At 64.6% G+C, this 20,997-nt stretch carries 14 protein-coding genes and 2 pseudogenes; 5 read left to right on the plus strand and 11 right to left on the minus strand.

Features of this window, described 5'->3' with window-relative positions:
• Window positions 1–90 precede the first annotated feature (90 nt).
• Both ACQ86E_RS30070 and ACQ86E_RS30075 read left to right on the plus strand, forming a co-directional pair.
• Window positions 91–1,296 (plus strand): efflux RND transporter periplasmic adaptor subunit, encoded by a 1,206-nt coding sequence (locus tag ACQ86E_RS30070; protein ID WP_431206599.1) that lies wholly within the window; start codon window positions 91–93, stop codon window positions 1,294–1,296.
• Between the two features lie 5 nt (window positions 1,297–1,301).
• Window positions 1,302–4,448 (plus strand): efflux RND transporter permease subunit, encoded by a 3,147-nt coding sequence (locus ACQ86E_RS30075; protein WP_431203050.1) that lies wholly within the window; start codon window positions 1,302–1,304, stop codon window positions 4,446–4,448.
• A 54-nt stretch (window positions 4,449–4,502) separates the two neighbouring features.
• On the opposite strand, the gene ACQ86E_RS30080 is transcribed toward ACQ86E_RS30075, so the two are convergent.
• The 9 genes and pseudogenes from ACQ86E_RS30080 to ACQ86E_RS30120 all read right to left on the minus strand — a co-directional run bounded on the left by ACQ86E_RS30080 (window position 4,503) and on the right by ACQ86E_RS30120 (window position 14,212).
• Window positions 4,503–5,474: an MBL fold metallo-hydrolase gene (locus tag ACQ86E_RS30080; RefSeq protein ID WP_431203051.1), complete on the minus strand. Its 972-nt coding sequence runs from the start codon at window positions 5,472–5,474 to the stop codon at window positions 4,503–4,505.
• Window positions 5,475–5,636: 162 nt separating this feature from the next.
• Entirely contained in the window at window positions 5,637–6,638 is a 1,002-nt protein-coding gene (locus ACQ86E_RS30085; protein ID WP_431203052.1) for an ABC transporter substrate-binding protein, read from the minus strand.
• Window positions 6,635–7,489, minus strand: coding sequence for an adenylate/guanylate cyclase domain-containing protein (locus tag ACQ86E_RS30090; RefSeq protein WP_431203053.1), 855 nt, complete (start codon window positions 7,487–7,489; stop codon window positions 6,635–6,637). The genes ACQ86E_RS30085 and ACQ86E_RS30090 overlap by 4 nt, the downstream gene beginning before the upstream one ends.
• A complete protein-coding gene (locus tag ACQ86E_RS30095; protein ID WP_431203054.1) occupies window positions 7,386–8,741 on the minus strand; it encodes a cache domain-containing protein in 1,356 nt (451 codons plus the stop codon). Before ACQ86E_RS30095 ends, ACQ86E_RS30090 begins: the two co-directional genes overlap by 104 nt.
• Window positions 8,742–8,761: 20 nt before the next feature.
• Window positions 8,762–9,778, minus strand: a complete 1,017-nt coding sequence (locus ACQ86E_RS30100) for a SphA family protein (RefSeq protein ID WP_431203055.1) — start codon at window positions 9,776–9,778, stop codon at window positions 8,762–8,764.
• A gap of 26 nt (window positions 9,779–9,804) precedes the next feature.
• Window positions 9,805–10,314, minus strand: coding sequence for a hypothetical protein (locus tag ACQ86E_RS30105; RefSeq protein WP_431203056.1), 510 nt, complete (start codon window positions 10,312–10,314; stop codon window positions 9,805–9,807).
• A gap of 57 nt (window positions 10,315–10,371) precedes the next feature.
• Window positions 10,372–11,341 (minus strand): annotated as a pseudogene (locus tag ACQ86E_RS30110) (HAD family hydrolase).
• A 164-nt stretch (window positions 11,342–11,505) separates the two neighbouring features.
• Window positions 11,506–13,188 carry an arylsulfatase gene (locus ACQ86E_RS30115; protein ID WP_431203057.1) on the minus strand — a complete coding sequence of 561 codons (1,683 nt, stop codon included), beginning with the start codon at window positions 13,186–13,188 and terminating at the stop codon, window positions 11,506–11,508.
• Between the two features lie 10 nt (window positions 13,189–13,198).
• Window positions 13,199–14,212 (minus strand): formylglycine-generating enzyme family protein, encoded by a 1,014-nt coding sequence (locus tag ACQ86E_RS30120; protein ID WP_431203058.1) that lies wholly within the window; start codon window positions 14,210–14,212, stop codon window positions 13,199–13,201.
• Window positions 14,213–14,716: 504 nt separating this feature from the next.
• On the opposite strand from ACQ86E_RS30120, the pseudogene ACQ86E_RS30125 reads away from it, so the two are divergent.
• Window positions 14,717–15,703, plus strand: a pseudogene (locus ACQ86E_RS30125) (helix-turn-helix domain-containing protein).
• A gap of 89 nt (window positions 15,704–15,792) precedes the next feature.
• Here ACQ86E_RS30125 and ACQ86E_RS30130 read toward each other — a convergent pair.
• Both ACQ86E_RS30130 and ACQ86E_RS30135 read right to left on the minus strand, forming a co-directional pair.
• Complete coding sequence (locus ACQ86E_RS30130; protein WP_431203059.1) at window positions 15,793–16,536, minus strand: SDR family oxidoreductase; 744 nt, start codon at window positions 16,534–16,536, stop codon at window positions 15,793–15,795.
• Window positions 16,537–16,883: 347 nt separating this feature from the next.
• A complete protein-coding gene (locus tag ACQ86E_RS30135; protein ID WP_431203060.1) occupies window positions 16,884–17,960 on the minus strand; it encodes a methyl-accepting chemotaxis protein in 1,077 nt (358 codons plus the stop codon).
• A 284-nt stretch (window positions 17,961–18,244) separates the two neighbouring features.
• On the opposite strand from ACQ86E_RS30135, the gene recJ reads away from it, so the two are divergent.
• Window positions 18,245–20,086, plus strand: coding sequence for a single-stranded-DNA-specific exonuclease RecJ (gene recJ / locus ACQ86E_RS30140; protein ID WP_431203061.1), 1,842 nt, complete (start codon window positions 18,245–18,247; stop codon window positions 20,084–20,086).
• 37 nt (window positions 20,087–20,123) lie between these two features.
• Window positions 20,124–20,933 carry an SDR family NAD(P)-dependent oxidoreductase gene (locus ACQ86E_RS30145; protein WP_431203062.1) on the plus strand — a complete coding sequence of 270 codons (810 nt, stop codon included), beginning with the start codon at window positions 20,124–20,126 and terminating at the stop codon, window positions 20,931–20,933.
• Window positions 20,934–20,997 lie beyond the last annotated feature (64 nt).

Here is a 20,997-nt window from a genome sequence, read left to right on the forward strand (position 1 = left end):
GTTTCCAAAAGGAAACTGAAGAGTTTCCGAATGTTTCCTGCCAGATCGCCGCCTCGGCGGCGCTGGCCAAATCGTCCATGGATTGTCATGATGCTTGCCCCGGTCGTCCGCATTGTTCCGTTGTTCGCCTTGCTGTCGCTCGCGGCCTGCGGCGAGCAGAGCCAGGCGCCGGCCGCGCAACAGATGGCGCCTGAAGTCGGCGTCGTCACGTTGAAGCCGCAGGAGGCGAAGATCTCGACGGTCCTGCCGGGCCGCGTCGTTGCCTATCAGGTCTCGGAGGTGCGTCCCCAGGTCACGGGCATCCTGCTCAAGCGCGATTTCGTCGAAGGGACCGAGGTCAAGGAGGGCGCTCAGCTCTATGAGATCGATCCCGTCCAGTACAAGGCGGCATTGGCGAGCACCGACGCGGCGGTGCAGAAGGCGGAGGCAACTCTCGTCAGCGTGAAGCTGAAGGCCCAGCGCAAGACTCAGCTTCTCCAGACCAACGCGGCGAGCCAGCAGGACGTCGACGATGCCGTCGCCGCCTACAAGCAGGGCGAGGCCGACCTGCATGCGGCGCAGGCCAACCGCGACACCGCCGCGATCTCGCTGGACCGCACCAAGGTCACCGCATCGATCTCGGGCCGGATCGGCAAGTCGACCATCACGCCCGGCGCGCTGGTCACGGCGAGCCAGGCGACCGCGATGACAACGATCCAGCAGCTCGACCCTGTCTACGTCGATCTCGACCAGTCGACCTCGGAAATGGAGCGGCTGCGCAGCCAGATCGCGAGCGGAAAGCTGAAGCGTCCGGCCGAGGGCGTCCAGGTCGAATTGCTGATGGAGAGCGGCAAGACCTATGGCCACAAGGGCAAGTACGGTTTCACCGATGCCAGCGTCAACGAGAACACCGGCTCGGTCTCCTCGCGCGCGATCTTCGACAATCCCGAGCGGGCGCTGCTGCCCGGCATGTATGTGCGCGCACGCGTGGTTGCCGGCGTCGATCCGGCCGCGATCCTGGTGCCGCAGCGGGCTGTCTCGCGCAATCCACTCGGGCAGGCGGTCGCGATGTTCGTCGACAAGGACGGCAAGATCGAGCAGCGAACGCTGGAGCTCGGCGAGGAGGTCGATGGCAACTGGCTGGTGCAGTCAGGCGCCAAATCCGGCGATCGCCTGGTCGTCGATGGCACGCAGAAGGTGCGTCCCGGCGCGGCCGTGAAGACCGTCGAGGTCGCGGTCGATCCGGCGACCGGCCTCACGGTGAACCCGACGCGGCAGGCCGATGCGCGGCCCGCGACTCCCGCAGCGGAGCAATAACAGCCATGTCGCATTTCTTCATCAAGCGGCCGATCTTCGCCTGGGTTATCGCCATCCTGATCATGCTGGGCGGCGTGCTGGCGATCATGCGCCTGCCGATCGCGCAATATCCGCAGATCGCGCCGACCGTGGTCACGATCACCGCGACATATCCCGGCGCCAATGCCCAGACCGCAGAGAACTCGGTGACCAAGGTCATCGAGCAGAACATGACCGGCCTGGACAATCTGCAATACATGTCGTCGTCGAGCACCTCGACCGGCGCGGTATCGATTTCGTTGACCTTCACCAACGATGCCGACGCCGACATCGCCCAGGTGCAGGTGCAGAACAAGCTCCAGCTCGCCACCCCCTTGCTGCCGCAGGTGGTGCAGTTGCAGGGCATCAAGGTCGTGAAGTCGTCGTCGAGCTTTCTGATGGTGCTCGGCTTCGTCTCCGAGGACGGCAGGCTCAGCGCCAGCGATATCGCCGACTATGTCGCGTCCTCGATCAACGACCCCATCAGCCGCATTGCGGGCGTCGGCCAGGTGCAACTGTTCGGCGCTGAATACGCGATGCGGATCTGGCTCGATCCCGACAAGCTGGCCAAATACAATCTGATGCCGGGCGACGTCACCACGGCGATCCAGGCCCAGAACACCCAGGTCACGGCCGGTCAGCTCGGCGGCCTGCCGGCCGTCGGCGGCCAGCAGCTCAATGCCACCATCACGTCGCAGAGCCGTCTTCAGACTGTCGAGCAGTTCAAGGACATCATCCTCCGCACCGCATCGACCGGACAGACGGTCCGCATCGGCGACGTCGCGCGTGTCGAACTCGGCTCGAAGTCCTACGATTCCGTCGCGCGTTACAACGGCAAGCCCGCCGCAGGTATGGGCATCAGCCTTGCCACCGGGGCCAACGCGGTCGCGACCTCCGAAGCGGTGAAGGCGCGCATCGCCCAGCTCACGGCGACCATGCCGGAGGGGCTTCGCGTCATCTACCCCTACGACACCACGCCGTTCGTGAAGCTGTCGATCGAGAAGGTCGTGCACACGCTGTTCGAGGCGATCGCGCTCGTCTTCGTCGTGATGTTCGTGTTCCTGCAGAGCTGGCGGGCGACCATCATCCCGACCATCGCGGTGCCGGTGGTGCTGCTGGGGACGTTCGGCGTGCTCTCGCTCGCCGGCTATTCGATCAACACGCTGACGATGTTTGCGATGGTGCTGGCGATCGGCCTCCTGGTCGACGATGCCATCGTCGTGGTCGAGAATGTCGAGCGCGTCATGGCCGAGGAGAAACTCGGCCCGCGCGAGGCGACCGAGAAATCGATGCGCGAGATCACCGGCGCGCTGGTCGGCATCGGCGTCGTTCTCTCGGCCGTGTTCATCCCGATGGCGTTCTTCAACGGTTCGGTCGGGATCATCTACCGGCAGTTCGCGCTCACCATCGTCACGGCGATGCTGCTGTCGGTGCTGGTGGCGCTGGTGCTGACGCCGGCCTTGTGCGCCACGATCCTGAAGCCGCCTGGGGATCACGGTGCGCAGCGCGGCTTCTTCGGGCTGTTCAACCGCGGCTTCGACCGCATGGCCGATGGCTATCAGCGCACCGCGGGCGCCGCGATCAAACGGATCACGGCAGTGATCATCGCCTTCGCGGCCATTGTCGCCAGCATGGTGTTCCTGTTCCAGCGGCTGCCGAGCTCGTTCCTGCCCGAAGAGGATCAGGGGACGGTTATCACCCTGATCCAGCTTCCGGTCGGCGCAACCGCCACCCGCACGCTCGATGTCATCAAGCAGGTCGAGCGACAGTATCTCGACCACGAGAAGGACGCCGTGCAGGGCGTTTTCGCGGTCAGCGGCTACAGCTTTTCAGGCCAGGGCCAGAACGTTGGCCTTGCCTTCGTCAACCTGAAGCCGTTCGACGAACGCAAGGACGCGGCGGCTTCGGCGCAGGCCGTGGTCGGCCGCGCCATGGGAGCGTTCGCAAAAATCCGCGACGCGATGGTGTTTGCGGTTCTGCCGCCCTCGATTCCCGGCTTCGGCAATGCCGGCGGTTTCGACGTCTATCTCCAGGACACCGGCGGGCAGGGGCATGAGGCGCTGATCCAGGCGCGCAACCAGTTGCTCGGCCAACTCGCGGCCGACAAGCGCGTGGCGCAGGCGCGGCCGAACGGCCAGGACGACACGCCGCAATTCAACCTCGACGTCGACCAGGCCAAGGCCACGGCGCTCGGCGTGAACCTCAGCGATCTCAACACCACGCTGTCGGCGGCCTGGGGCGGGGCCTATGTCAACGACTTCATCGACCGCGGGCGCGTCAAGCAGGTCTATGTCCAGAGCGATGCGCCGTTCCGCATGGATACCAGTGACATCGGCCGCTGGTATGTGCGCAACGCCTCGGGCTCCATGGTGCCGTTCTCCGCGCTGGCCACCAATCGCTGGAGCTTCGGTTCACCGCGGCTCGAGCGCTACAACGGCGTTGCCGCCGTCGAGCTTCAGGGGCAGGCGGCGCAGGGCATCAGCTCGGGCGTGGCCATGCAGGCGGTGGAAGAGCAGATGGCGAAGCTGCCCAAGGGCTACGGCCACGAATGGACCGGGTTGTCGTTCCAGGAGCGGCTGACCGGCAGCCAGACGCTGTATCTCTATTCGATCTCGCTGCTGATCGTTTTCCTCAGCCTCGCCGCGCTCTACGAGAGCTGGTCGGTGCCGTTCGCGGTGATGCTGACGGTGCTGATCGGCGTGCTCGGCGCGCTGGTTGGCGCGACGCTCTTCAATCAGGCCAACGACGTCTATTTCCAGGTCGGCCTGCTCACGACGATCGGCCTCGCCTCGAAGAACGCGATTCTGATCGTCGAGTTCGCGTTGGAGCAGATCGCCGCCGGCCGCAGCCTCGTCGATGCGACCCTGCACGCGGCGCGTCAGCGCCTTCGCCCGATCCTGATGACGTCGCTCGCCTTCATCCTCGGCGTTCTGCCGCTGGCGGTGGCGACCGGCGCGGGCTCCGCCAGCCAGAATGCGGTCGGCATCGGAGTCGCCGGCGGCATGATCGCGGCGACCAGTCTCGGCATCTTCTTCGTGCCGGCGCTGTTCGTCCTGGTCCGCCGGATATTCCCCGGCGCTCGGGCGGACACGGTCGCCTCGCAGCCTCGCGCGGTCGCGGAACCCGCGGAGTAGCGAGCATCGCCGAAGCCGGGCGGCGCATGCGCCACCCGGATCCGGTCCGACGAGCTACAAATTCATCTGCATCGGCTCGGCATAGTAGCGGAAGCCGTCGCCGGCCTTGGCGACGTGGCCGTAGCCCGGCCAGGCGAAGTGATAGGACATCACGGGGATCCTGTTGGCCGCAAGCATGGTGAGGAGCTTGACGCGCGACTCGGCCGCCTGCTTCGGGTCGGTGTCGTAGGAGAACTCCATCCGTGGCCGCTCCAGCAGCAGCACCGAATGGTGCGAGAGGTCGCCGAGGAACGCGAAGGACTTGCCGGCCGAGGAGACCATGAAAATGGAGTGACCGACGGTATGGCCGGGCGCGGAGATCGCCTGAATGCCGGGCAGGAATTCCTGGCCGTCCTTGAAGAACACGATGCGGTCGCGGACCGGCAGCAGGTTCTTGCGGGCGTGCACGACGAAGTCCTTCGCCGGGCTCCCCAGCTTGCCTTCATCGGTCCAGAAGTCGAAATCGGTCTGGGAGATGTAGATCTGCGCGTTCGGAAACAACGGCTTGTTGTCGGCATCCACGATGCCGCCGATGTGGTCGATATGGGCATGCGAGCAGACCACGGCATCGATGTCGGCAGGCTTGATGCCGGCCTCCATCATGCTCTTCTGTTGCCGCCCGGTGGTGGCGCCGAACATTTTCGAGCTACCCATGCCGGTATCGAACAGGATGAGCTTGTCGCCGGTGTTCACGATCGGCGAGTTCTGCTCGAGCACGACATTGTCCGGCGACAGGAAATTGTCGGCCAGCATCTTCTTCACCTCCTCCTTGGGAACGCCGGTGAAGGTCCCGGAGGGATCGCCGAGCGGCAGCGGTCCGTCGGAGACGACGGTCACTTCGGCATCGCCGAGCGTGAAGCGGTGCCAGTAGGGCGTCTGGGTGCCGAGCTTGGGCGCGCGTGCGAGCGCACTGCCGCCGAGCAATGCGCTGGCGCCAAGGCCGGCGCCGAAGGAGAGCAGGGACCGGCGGGAGACGTTGGGTGTCATTGGTTTCCTCCAGTTTCTGTTTTGATCCGCACGATTTTTCGCGCGTGATGTTCGGCCTGAGGCCGGCAACGGATGCTGCGCCGGTTCGGGCAGGCTCGCAAGTGGAATTGGTTTGCGGACGATCGTTCAAGTCGACGCCGCGTTCCGAGCTGCGGAATGGCTTTAGCCAACCGCCGAAAGATAGAGCTGTGTATCGAAATAATCCGACGCGCGCTCCGCGCCGGTGACGCCGGCATCCGTCATGAAAAAGTCACTGACCTGCTGCAGCCATTTCACGACCGTTCCGTCGGCATAGAGCCGTTTCCACTCGCGCGAGGAATACAGCTTCTGCGCCTTGAAGGCCTCGGCGATGTCGGCGGGCCGTGACGTATTGTAGTGAGCCTGCAGCGCCTCCACAGCCGCCGGGTTGCGGAGCATGTAGTCGTTCGCATCCGCCCAGGCGCGCACGATTCGTTTCAACACGTCCCTGTTGCCGGCATGATAGTCCGTCCGCGCAGCCCAGCCGCCAAGCACGGCGGATTGCGGATAGAACGCGGAGGCGTCCACCAGCTTCACGGCGTCCGGCAGCGCTTCGCGGACGGCGATGTTGAACGGCACCCAGAGCGCGACGGCCGCAACGTCGCCGGTGATGAACGCCTTGACGGCGTCCGGCATGCTCGAATTGACGATCTCGACCTCGGACGGATTGATGTTGTTGGCCCGCAGCGCCCGGTCGAGGAAAATGTGCGCCGTGGTCTTCATGGTCGTCGCGATCCGCTTTCCCTTGAGATCGGCGACCCGGTTCACTCCGAGCGCCGGCCGGGTCCACAATTGGGCCGTCGCGATTTCGATGTCGTTGACGAGAAAGCCGCGGCCGCGGCCGAGTGCCAGATAGCTGGATATGACGGCGCCTGCCGAGAGCACATCGAGCTCGCCCCTTGCCATCGCCTCGAAGATCTCGGGCCCGGTATTGAACTCATGCAGCACGAAATCAATCCCTTCGCGGTCGAACGAGCCGCGATCGAGGCCGGTCCAGATGTGCCCGTCCACCGCGACCACGTGCAGATAGCCGAGCCGGACTTTGGTGCGGGCCTGCGCGATTGCGGGCGCGCCGAGCAACGAGGCTGCAGCCAGCGCCGCGCCGCATCGCAACAATTGGCGGCGGCTGGCGGGGAGGGGACTCATGCCGCCGCGCCCGCATTCTGGGACGCGGTGCGAAACCTCTGCGCATGAAACTGCGCAATGCTGTCGCCGGGATAGTCGTGCAGGAAGCCGGAGAGCCGGACCAGGGTCGTCTCGGACGCGCCGTCCCGCACGATCGAGGCGAATATCTCGTCCCAGCGCCGGCACATCGCAATGTCGGCCTCGTGCGCATGGGCGAGCTCACCGCGCAACTCGCTGACCTCGATCGCGTCGGCGAATCCTTTCGGCCGGATGCTGTCGACGCTGCGAAACAGGAACGCATGGCCGGCGCGCGCACGGACGGCTGCGCTGACCAGCACGCGCGTGCCGTAGTTCTTGTTCAGGCCTTCGAGCCGCGACGCCAGATTGATGGTGGCGCCGAGCGCCGTGTAGTTCATGCGGTCGCTGGAGCCGATATTTCCCACCACTGCGTCGCCGACGTGCAGGCCGAACCGGGTGTCGTAGGGCGGCCAGCCCTCGCGGCGAAATTCGGTGTTGAGTGCATCATTTGCCGCAAGACATGCTAGGATGGCGCGGCAGGCATTGACGGTATGATCAGGATCATCCGCAGGCGCATTCCAGAATGCCATCACGGCGTCGCCGATGTATTTGTCGATCGTGCCCTGGTGCCGCATGATCTCGTCCGAAAGTGCGGCAAAGTAGCGTGAGGTGAAAATCATCACCTGCGAGGGGTCGGCGCGCTCGGTCTTGGCGGTGAAGTCGGCGACGTCGGTGAACAGCACGGTGACTTCACGCCTGGAGCCGCCGAGGCCAAGCGAAGCGCCGGTTTCGATCAGCTGCCGCACGATCTGGCGGGGAATGAAGCTTGCGAAGCTGCGCACGACGCTGCGCATGGTGAACACCGAGCGGCCGAGCTCCTCGATCTCGGAGATCGCAGAGTGGATCTCGCGGCCGCTCCGCGATCTCGAACCGCTGGATCGCGTCGGTCTCTTCGACCAGCTTGCGCAGAGGGCGCGCCATCAGGGATCCCAGCCAGAATGCGAACGGAAGCGTGGCGCCGACGAAGCCGAGCGCGAGCGCGAACAGGGTGCGGCGTTCGTTGATGATCTGGGCATAGAATTCATCGAGCGGTGCGATCATCGCCAGGCGGACGTTGGCCGAGCCGGTCGTATCGAGCCGGTGGACCGCTGCCACGTAGGTCCGCCCCGCTGCGTCGGCGAAGAATTGCTGGGCCGGACCGTCGTCCCGCCAGGACCGGATGATCGGCGCCAGCTCGGGCAATTTGAGCGCGCCGAGTTGTGGCAGGTCGTCCTGCCGTTCCGGGACCTCCGCCATCAGCCGGTTCATCTCAGGGTGGCCGACGATGCGCTCGGCATCATCGAAAAGGAAGGCGAGCCCCGATGGCCCCAATTTCTGTTGCGCAAGCATGGCCTCGAACCGGTTCAGCAGAACGTCGCCTGCGACGACGCCGCGGCGTCCTTCCTTCAGCGGGATCCGCAGGGTGTAGCCCGGCTCGCCCGTGGCGTAGAAGATGTAGGGACCCGTCAGCAGCGTCTTGTCGTTCCTGAACGCCTCGACATACCAGGGCCGCTGTCGCGGATCGTAGCCGGTAGGGCCGGGGACCTCCGCGACCTGGATCAGGTTCTCGGAGAGATACTGCGTGACCGGCGCAGCACCGGCCGTGCGTGAGATCAGGACCAGCCGGAAAGCCGCATCCTGATCCACATTCAGACTAGCCCGGAAGGCCGGCTTGGCGCGGTCGATCACGTCCATCTCGATGAACGAGCCGTCCTCGTAGCCCACATAGAGATTGAACAGCTGCGGGTTGTTGCGCAGCATCGCCGCCATCAGGCTGTAGAGCCGCGAATTGTCGGCGATGTCGGCTTCCTGGATCGGCGGCAGGGCGGACAGGATGTCGAGATTGTCGCGGACATTCTTGAACTGCTCGTCGACATGATCGGCGCCGAGCTGGGCGACCTTCTCGATGAAGCTGGAGGCCGCCGCCTTGGTGATGACAGTCACGCGCTCGAAACTGAGATAGACCAGCGTCAGGCCCACGAGCAGGACCGCGCCAACGAACACCGTGATGATCGATGTCTGGAAGCCGATACGGAATTCGCGCTTGCTGGTCCGGTCTCCGGTCATCGGAGTTGCTTGAGGCCTTCTCAGTACTTGCGAACGATGGGTTTGGCTGCGGCGGGCGCCGACGCCGCCGGCGACACCGAGAAGGTGACCCAGGTCGACCAGCTCTTCGGCCGATTCTCGACCTCCAGATCCTTGTAGCCGCGGACATTGAGGTAGCCCTGATAGCCATCGGACATCGGGATCATGAACCCGATCTGCGGACCGATGCCGACCGACTGCCCCCTGAATCCCCCGAGCTTGGCGCCGGGACCGCTGTCGTCGGTGAGCTGCTGGAAGAAATAGCCGGCGATGCCGATATGGACGTTCTTGCTCACGAACTGCGAGGCGGCCCAGTCGACATGAAAGTCGATGCCGTTCTGGTACTGAAGAGCGCCGTTCATGAAACTGTAGGTGAGCCCGCCGACGATCGAGAATTCATGCCCCGTCTTAGGATCGAGATAGGTGTAGCCGGCGCCGGCGTCGATCGCGGGGAAGCCGAAACTCAGATTTGCGAGCCGGGTGGAGTCATAGGTGCCGCTGGGGATGTTGCCGGTGATGTAGACCAGTTCGTTGTGGACGCCCTGATTCCATTTCAGCGTGCCCTGGTAGAACACGTCGGTCAGCGTGGTCCGGTTGTCGGTGGCTGTCCCGGAGATCGCGTTGCCGCGGGGACCGGTCAGCGTTGCGTCGATGCCGACGCCGATATTCCCGGGCGCGGTGAGCAAAGTGAAGGCGGCCTGGCCCCCAAGCACCGGCATCGGCGAGGTGTAGGTGATCCCCATGACCAGCGCATCGGCATGTGCGTTGAGGCCGGCGGTCACGGCCCCAGGTATGCCGCCGCTGGTGACGAAGTTCTGGCCGCCGCCGGCCTTCTCCTGCAGATGAAGGTAGATCGTCGAATAGGCCCATCCGGGCGTCACCGGCACGGCGGCAAGGCTGCCGAAGATGCCCGGAAGCCAGAAGCTGACACCGCCGGAATCGGCAAGGGCAGGCTGGGCGGCAAGGCCCGTCACCGCCAGCGCAATCGCGAGTCCGCCTTGGCGAATGTGTCCCGTCATATCGCGTCTCCATGTTCATCGCATCGTTACGGGCAGTAGTCCCAGAAGCCCTGCGTCCTGGATGGATCGGTGTAGTACCAGCACATGCCGGGGGCGGGTGCCGCGCCCGCCCAACTGGCGGCCGTTGCGGCGGCGACAAATCCGATCGCCGCACCGGCGGCGATTGCGCCGCCTCTCGGCCAGTAATAATGGCCGGGCCGCGCCCATGCGCCGCGCCCGGCCACGGCCGTGGTGCGGCGAACCGCAACGTTGCCGCGCGGTCCGACCACTGCGGTGCCGCCGCGATAGGCCGCGCCCCGCGGTCCGACGACGGCGCCGCCGCGATGGACCACGGCACCCCCGCGCGGCCCCACAGCGGCGCCGCCACGGCGACCGGCGGCCCGGATCTCGATGAGATCGGACGATCCAATCGCGTTTTGCTGGATTGCCCTCGGTTGGAGCGGCGCCGCGGACACCATACCGACCGGAAGAGAAACCGCGGTTGCCAGTGCCAGCAGGCAGCCCGTCAACCGAAATGCGCTCATGCGTTCAGACATCTTCATTCCTCCCTTGTTGTGTTTTGGCTGATGACGTCCCGTGCCGCGATGTGCTTGTCATTGCGAAGCTCCTGCCTTGCCGCTTTCGAACGCGAATACCGTCTTCCAGTCTTTCGCCATATCCACCACGGTCCAGCCGCGCTGAACTGCCTCGTCCCAGGCCTTGTCGAGCTTTCCGATCTTGGACTGGCGGTCGTAGGCGTATTCGCGGGCAGCATCGGTGTGATGGACGATGCCGAGAAAGCGCGGGCCAGAGCCGGCCGCCGTCCATTGCAGCATCTGGTGGTCGCCATCCGAATTGCCGAAGGCGAGGACCGGGCGGCGGCCGATGAAGCGATTGATGCCCGACGGCTTGCCGGGGCCGTCGTCGATGAACTCGACCTTGGGCAGCTTCATCAGGATGGGTTTGCCGTCGATGTCGATCTTGAATTGCGTCATGCCGGATGAGCCGACCACCTGTTCGGGCGGAATGCCGTAAGCTTTGTCGGCCCACACCCGCATGAACTCGACGCCGCCGCCGGAGACGATGAAAGTCTTGAAGCCGTTCGAGCGCAGGTAGGCGAGCAGTTCCACCATCGGCTGGTAGACGAGCTCGTTGTAGGGGCGATTGAAACGTGGGTGCTGCGCGCGGGCCAGCCAGTCGGCGACCGAGGCTGCGTAGGCGTCTCGTCGTCATGCCGCTATGGGCGGCGGCGACGAGCGTCAGCAGGGCCTGCTGTCCTTGTGCGGCAAGGGCTTGCTTGTCGCCGGCGAGGAACGCCTTGAACGGCTGTTGCTGCTTCCATTCAGGGTGTGTAGCCGCCATCGCCTTGACGCTGTCCAGGCCGAAGGCGAACTGGAAATAAGCCGGCTGCTCGCACCACAGCGTGCCGTCATTGTCGAACACGGCGATGCGCTCCGCCGGCGGAACGAAGTCCGCGCCGCCGTCTTTGGTCACTCCCGCGACGAACCCGGTGATCGCCGTCTTCGCCGCGCCATCGTTCCAGGATGGCAGCGGATCTGACTGGCCACGGGTGGTTCGGCTCATTGCACCGCAAAGCGATCCCGCAATGAGCAAGGTCAGCGCACAACGGTGGAGGAGCTGATACATTTCCTTTCGCATCCCGAAACTCTGCTTGCCGGGTGTGGGGGCCGGCAGCTCGTCAGGCGGAACGCCGGCCGGCATGATGGCGGCCGGCGGCGATGTCGGAGCTACTTCTCGATGCCGCGATCCCTGAAGGACTTGTCGATCGCCTTGTTCACCTCCTTGCGAACGCCCTCGACGTTGAAGCTTGCTGGGCGCTGACTCGGCGGATACGCGGCGAACGTCTGCAGAAAGGCCGCAGCCTTCAATTGCCCCTTCACCATCATGTAGTCGTTCCTGGCGAGGAAATCGTAATATTGGTCGGAGACGATATCCGCGCGCTCATACGGATCCATCCGGAGATTGAATATCTTCGGCACCCTCAACGTCGTGAAGGGATTCGCCCACACCACCATTCCGCCCGGCCGCCGTTGCTCGGCGAAGACGATCTTCCAATCGTCGTAGCGCATGGCCACCAGATCGCCATCGTCGTTGAAGTAGTAGAACTCGGAGCGTGCGCTCTTGGACGATTTTCCGGTCAGGTAGTCCAGTTGGTTGTAGCCGTCGAGATGGTTCCTGAAAGTGGTCGGATTGCCGGCTGGCTGCCAGCCCTTGAGCAATCGTTCCTTGATATCGGCATCGCCGGCGGCGGCGAGAAGCGTCGGGAACCAATCGAGACCGGAGAAGATCTGGTTTGAAACTTCACCTGCCTTGATCTTGCCCGGCCAACGCACCATCGCGGGGACACGGAAGGCACCTTCCCAATTGGTGTCCTTCTCGCTGCGAAACGGTGTCGTGGCGGCATCCGGCCACGACCATTGATTGGGGCCGTTATCGGTGGTGTAGACGACAATGGTGTTGTCGGCGATGCCGAGCTCGTCGAGCGCTGTCAGGAGCTTGCCGACATCTCCGTCATGCTCCAGCATGCCGTCCGCGTATTCATTGCCCACCATGCCGCTCTGTCCGCGCATCGACTCGCGGACATGTGTGAACGCATGCATACGCGTCGCGTTCATCCAGGTGAAGAAGGGCTTGTTGGCCTGCACCTGCCGTTTCATGAATTCGATCGCAGCGGCCGTGGTCTCGTCGTCGATCGTCTCCATCCGCTTCCTGTTCAGCGGCCCCGTGTCCTCGATCTTGCCGCCGGCAACGCTACGGATGACGCCGCGTGGATGATAGGCCTTGAGAAACGCTTGATCGTCCTTCGGCCAGAAAGGCTGCTCCGGCTCTTCTTCGGCATTGAGATGATACAGATTGCCGAAGAACTCATCGAAGCCGTGATTGGTCGGTAGATATTCGTCGAGATCGCCGAGGTGGTTCTTGCCGAACTGTCCCGTCGCATAACCCAGCGGCTTGAGCGCTTCGGCAATGGTGATGTCGACCTTCTGAAGCCCGACCGGAGCGCCGGGCGCACCGACCTTGGAAAGGCCGGTCCGCAAGCATGCTTGACCGGTGATGAACGTCGATCGCCCCGCGGTGCAGCTGTTCTCGGCATAATAGTCCGTGAACATCATGCCTTCGCGGGCGATACGGTCGATGTTCGGCGTCTTGTACCCCACCACGCCGAACGAATAGGCGCTGATGTTGGTCTGCCCGATGTCATCGCCGAAGATGACCAGGATGTTGGGCTTGCGGCCTGAGGGCGTCGAACTTGCTGCGGGGGCTGGCGCAGCCTTCTGTGCTTGCGCCAGTGCCTGTGAAGTAAAGGTCGCCGCAGCGACGATGGATGACGTACCCAGTAGGAGATTTCTGCGATCAATCGACTTGTCTGCCGACGACTGGTTGTTCTTGTTCTCACGCTCGCCACTCATTCGACGCTCCCTAGGTTGCAGCACGTCCTTCTTGTTCTCGTTCGATTGCGAGCGGCATTCGCGTCACGCAGCGGAAGCCGACATGGCTGGTCGAGGTATCGACCGGCTCGGCGTGGCGCGCAGCGGGTCGGTAGCGGCGGCAATAGTTCGGCGCGCAGAGATGCGAGCCGCCTTTGAGCACCTTGCGGGGAATCCGGATGTCGGGCAGGGCAGGGTCGTAGCTTGCCTCCTCGCGACCGCCGCGCGGATTGGTCGGGATGCAGCACGGCTTCGCGGCCTCGGCGGCGTGCTTTGCCGACCACCAGTCGGAGGTCCACTCCCAGACATTGCCGATCATGTCGTAGAGGCCGTAGCCGTTTGGCGGGAAGGCCATCACCGGCGAGGTACGCTCGAACCCATCCTCGCCGAGATTCTGGACGGGAAATTTGCCCTGCCAGATGTTGGCCATGTGCTTGCCGCCCGGCATCAGTGCATCGCCCCAGGCGAACTCCTCGCCGTCGAGGCCGCCACGCGCGGCGAATTCCCATTCGGCTTCGGTCGGCAGGTCCTTGCCGGCCCAGCTTGCATAGGCGAGCGCGTCGCTATGGGAGACGTGCACGACGGGATGGTCGTCGAGGTCCTTGATGTTGCTGCCGGGACCGTAGGGATGCCGCCAGTTGGCGCCGCGCATGAACGACCACCACTGGCTCCAGTCGGTGGGATCGGTGATCCGAGGCAACGGCGCGAACACCAGCGACCCCGCGTAGAGCATTTCCTTCAGCGCGCCGGGATAGTCCTTGGGATCGGGAACGACCTGCGCCTCGGTGACATGGCCGGTCGCATTCACGAATTGCTTGAACTGCCGGTTGGTGACCGGTGTACGGTCGATCCAGAAGCCGTCGACGGAGACCCGATGGCTCGGCGCCTCCTCGGGGTAATGATGATCGGATCCCATGCGGAAGGTCCCGCCGGGAATGAAGACCATCTCGCCGGTCCTCACATCATCCGGCACCCACTCGCAGTGATCGAGGTCAGCCCGCAGCATGATGGAAACTCCGATACGCGAATTCCACCTGACGCTACGGCGCAGACGTCATTGGACGCCGAGCGCGGCACAGTTCCTGATACGTTGGACGCATTGCCTGGCCCCTCTTTTTGGCGCTTGGGAGACAGATGAAGACACGCATTGCGTCAGCATCTCTTCCCTTTGGCGCGCAGGTGTATGAGCACGCGGCAAACACCTGCCGCGCACGCTCTGCCATCCGCAGAGCGCTTCCGCCTGATATCGCTGAGGTTGAAAAAGGTATCCGAAGATTGGACGGTTGTGATGTGCAGTTTGTGCCAGCACTTGCGAGCAGCTGGTGAGACTTAACGACCCATGTCTCCAATCCCGCAAACGCCAAGCCTTTTCAGCCGGATATCTTGCATCAAATTCGGCGATGATTTGCTTCAAAACGCGAAGTCACCCGATCGCACCCACCTCGCGTTGTAGTGGCATTGTGCCTTTGGCTGCCGCAGAATTGTCGCGCTTGAGTAACAAGGTAAGTCCATGGGGCAGTTTCTTCTGGTCGATCTCGCGCAAGCTCGACGGCTTCGAAGGCCTTCATCAGGCAGTTCACGGCTCGCATGTCGACGTGATGCAGCTTGGGCGCGGACGGCTGCGGGGAAATTGTCACATGTCGGTATCGGCGATTTCTCGCTCAGCATCGGCGCATTCAACGTCGGCATGCGCACGCAGCGCAGCTCCCGCGACGACAAGTTGATCGTCGGAATGTTGCTGGCGGCCGAAGAGCGCGTCGCCCACTGGTCGTTCGACATGCAGCTCAACGACGTGCTCGTGATTCCGCCGCTGCTCGATCATGATGGCGTCTTTCACGGCGCGTCCGCTTACGCCGCGATGCGCTTCGACCTCAACGACGTCACGTCCCTGTTTGGCGGCGAGGCGCGTCTCAGCGATCCCGATACATGGCGCAGCCGCGGCCATTTCCGTGCGGACCCCGACAACGGCGCGATCTCCTCGCGCCGCCTGGTCCGGATCTTGTCGCATCTGCGTGACAACAAATACGGATTGACCCCGTCGACGGCCGACTTCTGGAAGCGATCGATCGTCGAATGCATGGCTGCCAACGTCATGTCGTCCCTGCCGCCCGACGACAATGGCTGGCTGCCTTCCGCGAGGCGGCTGATCCGCAGGGTCGAGGAGTATCTCGACGAGGTCGGCGCCCGTCCGGTGCATGTTTCGGAAATCTGCGCGGCGCTGGGCATATCGCGGCGCACGCTGCATCGTGCATTTCAGGAGGTGTTCGGCCTCGGCCCGGTCGGCTTCCTGCGACACAAGCGGCTCTGCGCGGTTCATTCCATTCTGCAGGAGAGCGCTCCGGGCTCGACCACCGTGGCGGCCGTCGCCATGCAGCACGGCTTCTACGAACTCGGGCGGTTCTCGCAGTACTATCTGGCGATGTTCGGTGAGCGTCCGTCCCAAACCCTGGGACTTGCAACATGGCAGACGACCAGGGACGACATCGCAACAGCCTGACAATGGTGCAGCGTCTCGGCCGCGTGGGCCATCACCACAGATGCTGCAGAGTCCGCCGCCGCGATCAGTAACCTGCGCGTAGGATCTCCTCAGAGGTTCGCGAGCCATGTGGCGAGCGGTGTCTTGCCGAGCCGGGCCTCGCCGAGCGGGTTCAGCGAGGTGTCGTCGATGGGAGCGCCGTAATACGGCGCCTTCGGGTCTGCCACCACCGGACGGGCGTCGCCGGACGCCTTCAGACGGCGTGCGATGAATTCGTTGAAGGGCGCCTTCTCGGGCCCTGCGATATCGATCGTGCCGTTGAGCGGCTGGCCCATGGCGACCTCGGCAAGTCGATCGGCGACGTCGTCGGCCGCGATCGGCTGAAACAGTGCGGAAGGAACGACGATCTTGCCTCCAATGACGCCCGTCTCGGCGATGGCGCCGAGGAATTCGAAGAACTGGGTGGCGCGCACGATCGAGTAGGGGACCTCGGAGGATTTTATGATGGTCTCCTGCGCGAGCTTGGCGCGAAAGTAGGAATTGTCCGGCGACCGTTCGGTCCCCACGATCGACAGCGCGACGTGATGCTTCACGGCCGCCGCGGCCTCGGCCGCGACGAGATTTGTACTCGATCGCTGGAAGAAATCGAGCACGGCGGCGGGCTCCCAGGACGGTGCGTTGGCGACGTCGACGACGACATCCGCGCCCGCCAGCTCGGCTGCGAGACCTTCTCCGGTCACGGCATTCACGCCCGATTTCGGCGAGGCGGGCACCGCTTCGTGGCCGTGGCTCTTGAGCTTCGTCACAAGCTTGGACCCGATCAATCCTGTCCCGCCGATCACGACGATCTTCATGGTCTATCTCCGCGGCATGTTGCGAACGTCGGGGCGCCGCACCCCGCGCTCGCCTGATGCGGCCCTATTCTACCGGAGCAATGCGGCAGGCTCTTGCCGGGAACGGGCCTCCGTTGCCGAAAAATGCTCAAGACGTTGTATCGTGATGTGACAGCAATCGGTCAGGGATCATTCCCCATATCGAGCGGTCAGCTGCGAAAGCCGAGCGACTTGCCCGACGAGTCAAATGATCGGGCGGGGCAAAAAACGCCAATGAAAACAACCTGCCGTCTACTGTGCATGGGGTTGTTTTCGCGCTTGTTTGATCGGACGGCTCTCCGCCCGGATTTTATGGGGCGGCTCTCGCCTCAGGCCCCGCAGACGATCACGCCATACCAGCCGAGCCCGCGGTAGGTCTCGTAGCCGGGCGTGGCATGGAATGCGACCAGCGTGCCGGAGCGGTCCTGGTAGAAGCCGGAGCGCTGGCCGTTGAGCGACAGCGAGATGCGCTCGCTGAGAATGCCCTGGCCGTCGGAGGCCGCGATCACGCGATAGTTCGAGTCGACCAGCAGTACGCGGGCCTTGTCGCTGTCGCCGACGCGAACGCCTTGCACGATCGCGCGGGCCTGCGGCTCCCAGTCGAAATGGATGGCGAGCACGCCGATCGGTGCGCCGTTGGCCTGGCCGCCGGCGCGCACGCTGGCGCAATAGGTAGCGACCTGCGCGTTGCCGAGCAATTGCTGGTTCTCGACGTCGCCGGCGACATAGTCGTCCCCGGAACGCAAGGTCTTAGCCTCGCGAAACCATTTGGTGTGGGCGACGTTCTGGCCGACGACGCGGAAGCGGTCGGCGCGGCCGTTGGCGATGACGTTGCCGTCGAGGTCGCAGAGCCAGAGGTCGAGATAGACGGTGTAGGCGCCGAGGATGACGCCGAGGCGCTGCGAGGCAAAGGTGACGGCTGCGGGAGCCGGCGAGGCCGCACAATCGACCACCGCGGAATCGGTCGCCCACCAGCGCACGTCGCAGGTGCGCTCATAGAGATTGCGGTCGATCAGCTCGACCGCATTGAGCGACAGGTCGACCATGCGCTCGCCGCGCGAACGCTGGCTCATGCGGTCGATCGATGAGACGAGATCGCCGGTTCGCTTGGTCAACTGGGTTTCGAGTTCGCGCGCGATGGTCTCGACCTGCTGGCCGACGCCGCGCACCTCCTGCGCGACCACCGCGAAGCCCGCGCCTTGCGCGCCGGCGCGTGAGCTTTCGATCAGCGCGTTCAGCGCCAGCATCTTCATCTGGTTGGTGATCTGCTGGATCGCCTTGGTCTTGTCGACCGCGATCTGGTTGACCTCGGCGGTCAGGCGATTGATCAGCGCGGAGATGTCGGAATCATCGTCGGCGGGTTCGGCGGCGGTCGGCTTGGCTTTGAGACCCAGCGCTGCAGACATCGGGGACTTCCCTTGGCAATGAGGCCTGATCTGCAATGAACCCGGAACAATCAAGTACAGATCGAATACGAGTCTTTTTCGAGGATTCAACCTAACGCCTGCTTAATTTGCTGTTCGGCGGAATGCCTAAATGGTAGTCACAGCGGCCCGCCGGGCGGCCATCCACCGCTTTGTGCGGCTCGGCCGTTGCAAATCCCCAGGCTTTCCCGGCCAATCCCCTGAAGCCATTGACCGGGCGCCTTGCGTGATCGCCGACCCCGAGTCTCAACAGATCGTCTCTCGTCATGACGCCGCCCGCCACCGCCTTGCCCGTCGAAGCGCCCCAGGCCTTCCTGGGTGTGGCGCGATCGCTTACCGACAAGCTCTGGCGGGACCGGCTGGACGCGCGCGGGGCAGCCAAGGCGCTGGCCATCGTGCAGCGCCATCAATTGCCGGAACTGCTGGCGCGGGTGCTGGCGGGCCGCGGTGTCGACATCGACGAGGTTCCCGATTTCCTCGATCCGACCATCCGCAAGCTCCTTCCCGACCCGTTCACGGTGACGGAAATGGAGGCCGCATCCAAGCGGATTGCGGATGCCGCGGTGAAGGGCGAGAAGGTCGCGATCTTCGGCGACTACGACGTCGACGGCGCGACGTCGGCGGCCCTGCTCACCTGGCATCTGCGCCATTGCGGGCTCGACCCGCTGATCCACATCCCCGACCGCATCTTCGAGGGCTACGGCCCCAACGTCGAAGCCGTTCGCGGGCTGGCGGCAAAGGGCGCCACGCTGCTCGTCACCGTCGATTGCGGCACCACCAGCATCGAGCCGCTGGCCGAGGCGAAGCGCCTCGGCATGTCGGTCGTCGTGATCGACCATCACCAGGCCGGTACGGAGATTCCGGAGGTCGACGCGCTGGTCAATCCGAACCGGCTCGACGATCTCTCCGGTCTCGGCCATCTCGCGGCCGTCGGTCTCGTGCTGGTGACGCTGGTCGCGGTCAATCGCGAATTGCGCCAGCGCGGGTTCTGGAACGCCGAGATGCCCGAGCCCGATCTGCTCGGCATGCTGCATCACGTCGCGCTCGGCACGGTCGCCGACGTGGCGCCGCTGATCGGCCTCAACCGCGCTTTCGTCGCGAAAGGGCTGATTGCGATGCGGCGCCGCGACCATGTCGGCCATACCGCGCTGATGGACGTGGCCCGGCTCAACGGCCCGCCGGAGGCGTGGCATCTCGGCTTCATGCTGGGGCCGCGCATCAATGCCGGAGGCCGCATCGGCCGCGCCGATCTCGGCGTGCGGCTCTTGCTCGAAGCCGACAGCGTCGAGGCGGCGCGGATCGCGGCCGAACTGGACCGCCTGAACAGCGAGCGCCGCGTCATCGAGCAGGCGGCGGAGGCGCAGGCTGAAGCGGAGGCGCTGGCCTCGATCGGGCTGGAGGATAAAATTGGCGTCATCGTCACGGCCTCGGAAGGCTGGCATCCCGGCGTGGTCGGTCTCGTCGCCTCCCGGCTGAAGGAGAAGTTTTCGCGGCCCGCCTTTGCGATCGCGCTGGAGCCCGGCGGTATCGGCACAGGCTCGGGTCGCTCGATCGCCGGCGTCGACATCGGCAAGGCGGTGCGGCAGGCGGTCGCCGACGGCATTTTGCTCAAGGGTGGCGGCCACGCAATGGCCGCGGGCGTGACGCTGCGCAAGGAAAAGCTCGCCGAGTTTCGTGCCTATCTCGAAAACGCGCTGGCGCAGGACGTCGCCGAGGTCCGCCACGTCAACGAGCTCTACATCGACGGCGCAGTTTCCGCGCGCGCGGTGACGACCGAGCTTGCGGCCACGCTCAACCGCGCCGGCCCGTTCGGCAGCGGCAATCCGGAAGCCGTGCTGGCGCTGCCGGCGCACCAGCTCGTCTATGCCGACGAGGTCGGCCAGGCGCATTTGAGGCTGCGCTTCAAGTCGGGCGATGGCGCCATCGTCAACGGCATCGCGTTCCGCTCGGTGGGACAGAAGCTCGGCAACGCGCTCGTTGCCAATCGCGGCCAGCAATTGCATGTCGCGGGGTCGTTGTCAGTCGACCGCTACCAGGGCGCCGAGCGGGTGCAGTTTCGCGTCATCGACGTCGCGCTACCGGATCAGGGGCCATCCGTGATTAGATAACAACGGTCCCAAACAACAAGAAAGAAAGGGAGTGAACATGGCAGGGCAGGTTGAGGGCAAGGTCGCGCTGGTCACAGGCGGTGCTTCCGGCATTGGCGAGGCGATTGTCGAGCTGTTCGCGCGCGAGGGCGCGACTGTCGTCATCTCGGACATCGACGAGTTGAGGGGCCCCGAACTCGCCAAGCGCGTTACAAAAGCCGGAGGCAAGGCGATCTTCCTCGAGCAGGACGTCACCAGCGAGGAACGCTGGATCGAGATCGTGGCCGAAATCGCCAAACGTTATGGCCGGCTCGACATCATGGTCTCAAACGCCGGCATCGGCATTGCCGTGCCGTCGATCGTCGACATGACGCTCGCTGACTGGCGCAAGCAGAACGCGATCAACCTCGACGGCGTGTTTCTCTCGGTGAAACATTGCCTGCCCTTGATGCGCAAGACCGGTGGCGGCTCGATCGTCATGATGTCTTCGCTGGCCGGCCTGCGCGGCTCGCCGGGCCTGTCGGCCTATTCGGCCACCAAGGGCGGCGTACGCCTGTTCGCCAAATCGATCGCAATGGAATGCGCGGCGGCCGGTGACGGCATTCGCGTCAACTCCGTCCACCCCGGCATCATCGATACGCCGATCTGGGGCAAGATCCCCACGGGGGCGACGGGCGCCGGCCAGAACGCGCCGATCGACCCGGAGGAGCGCGCCCGGCTGGTCGCACCGCTCGCCCGCGCCGGCCAGGCCGCGGAGATTGCCTCCGGCGTGCTGTATCTGGCCTCGGACGCTTCTCGTTACGTCACCGGCAGCGAGCTCGTGATCGACGGCGGCATGAACGCCGGCGGCGTGCCGCGGCGGCAATAGCCGCCGCGCGGGCTGCGAAGGGCAGGGTGGCGCGCGCAGGGGCTGACGCACAGGCGTCGGCCCT

This window comes from Bradyrhizobium betae (assembly GCF_050632175.1).
GTDB classification, from domain to species: domain Bacteria; phylum Pseudomonadota; class Alphaproteobacteria; order Rhizobiales; family Xanthobacteraceae; genus Bradyrhizobium; species Bradyrhizobium betae_B.

What these genes read in the sequence shown, in the direction of transcription:
- ACQ86E_RS30070 (WP_431206599.1), top strand. Translation starts at nt 91, where the DNA reads ATGCTTGCCCCGGTCGTCCGCATTGTTCCGTTGTTCGCCTTGCTGTCG.
- ACQ86E_RS30075 (WP_431203050.1), top strand. Translation starts at nt 1,302, where the DNA reads ATGTCGCATTTCTTCATCAAGCGGCCGATCTTCGCCTGGGTTATCGCC.
- ACQ86E_RS30080 (WP_431203051.1), bottom strand. Translation starts at nt 5,474, where the DNA reads ATGACACCCAACGTCTCCCGCCGGTCCCTGCTCTCCTTCGGCGCCGGC.
- ACQ86E_RS30085 (WP_431203052.1), bottom strand. Translation starts at nt 6,638, where the DNA reads ATGAGTCCCCTCCCCGCCAGCCGCCGCCAATTGTTGCGATGCGGCGCG.
- ACQ86E_RS30090 (WP_431203053.1), bottom strand. Translation starts at nt 7,489, where the DNA reads ATGCGCAGCGTCGTGCGCAGCTTCGCAAGCTTCATTCCCCGCCAGATC.
- ACQ86E_RS30095 (WP_431203054.1), bottom strand. Translation starts at nt 8,741, where the DNA reads ATGACCGGAGACCGGACCAGCAAGCGCGAATTCCGTATCGGCTTCCAG.
- ACQ86E_RS30100 (WP_431203055.1), bottom strand. Translation starts at nt 9,778, where the DNA reads ATGACGGGACACATTCGCCAAGGCGGACTCGCGATTGCGCTGGCGGTG.
- ACQ86E_RS30105 (WP_431203056.1), bottom strand. Translation starts at nt 10,314, where the DNA reads ATGTCTGAACGCATGAGCGCATTTCGGTTGACGGGCTGCCTGCTGGCA.
- ACQ86E_RS30115 (WP_431203057.1), bottom strand. Translation starts at nt 13,188, where the DNA reads ATGAGTGGCGAGCGTGAGAACAAGAACAACCAGTCGTCGGCAGACAAG.
- ACQ86E_RS30120 (WP_431203058.1), bottom strand. Translation starts at nt 14,212, where the DNA reads ATGCTGCGGGCTGACCTCGATCACTGCGAGTGGGTGCCGGATGATGTG.
- ACQ86E_RS30130 (WP_431203059.1), bottom strand. Translation starts at nt 16,536, where the DNA reads ATGAAGATCGTCGTGATCGGCGGGACAGGATTGATCGGGTCCAAGCTT.
- ACQ86E_RS30135 (WP_431203060.1), bottom strand. Translation starts at nt 17,960, where the DNA reads ATGTCTGCAGCGCTGGGTCTCAAAGCCAAGCCGACCGCCGCCGAACCC.
- recJ (WP_431203061.1), top strand. Translation starts at nt 18,245, where the DNA reads ATGACGCCGCCCGCCACCGCCTTGCCCGTCGAAGCGCCCCAGGCCTTC.
- ACQ86E_RS30145 (WP_431203062.1), top strand. Translation starts at nt 20,124, where the DNA reads ATGGCAGGGCAGGTTGAGGGCAAGGTCGCGCTGGTCACAGGCGGTGCT.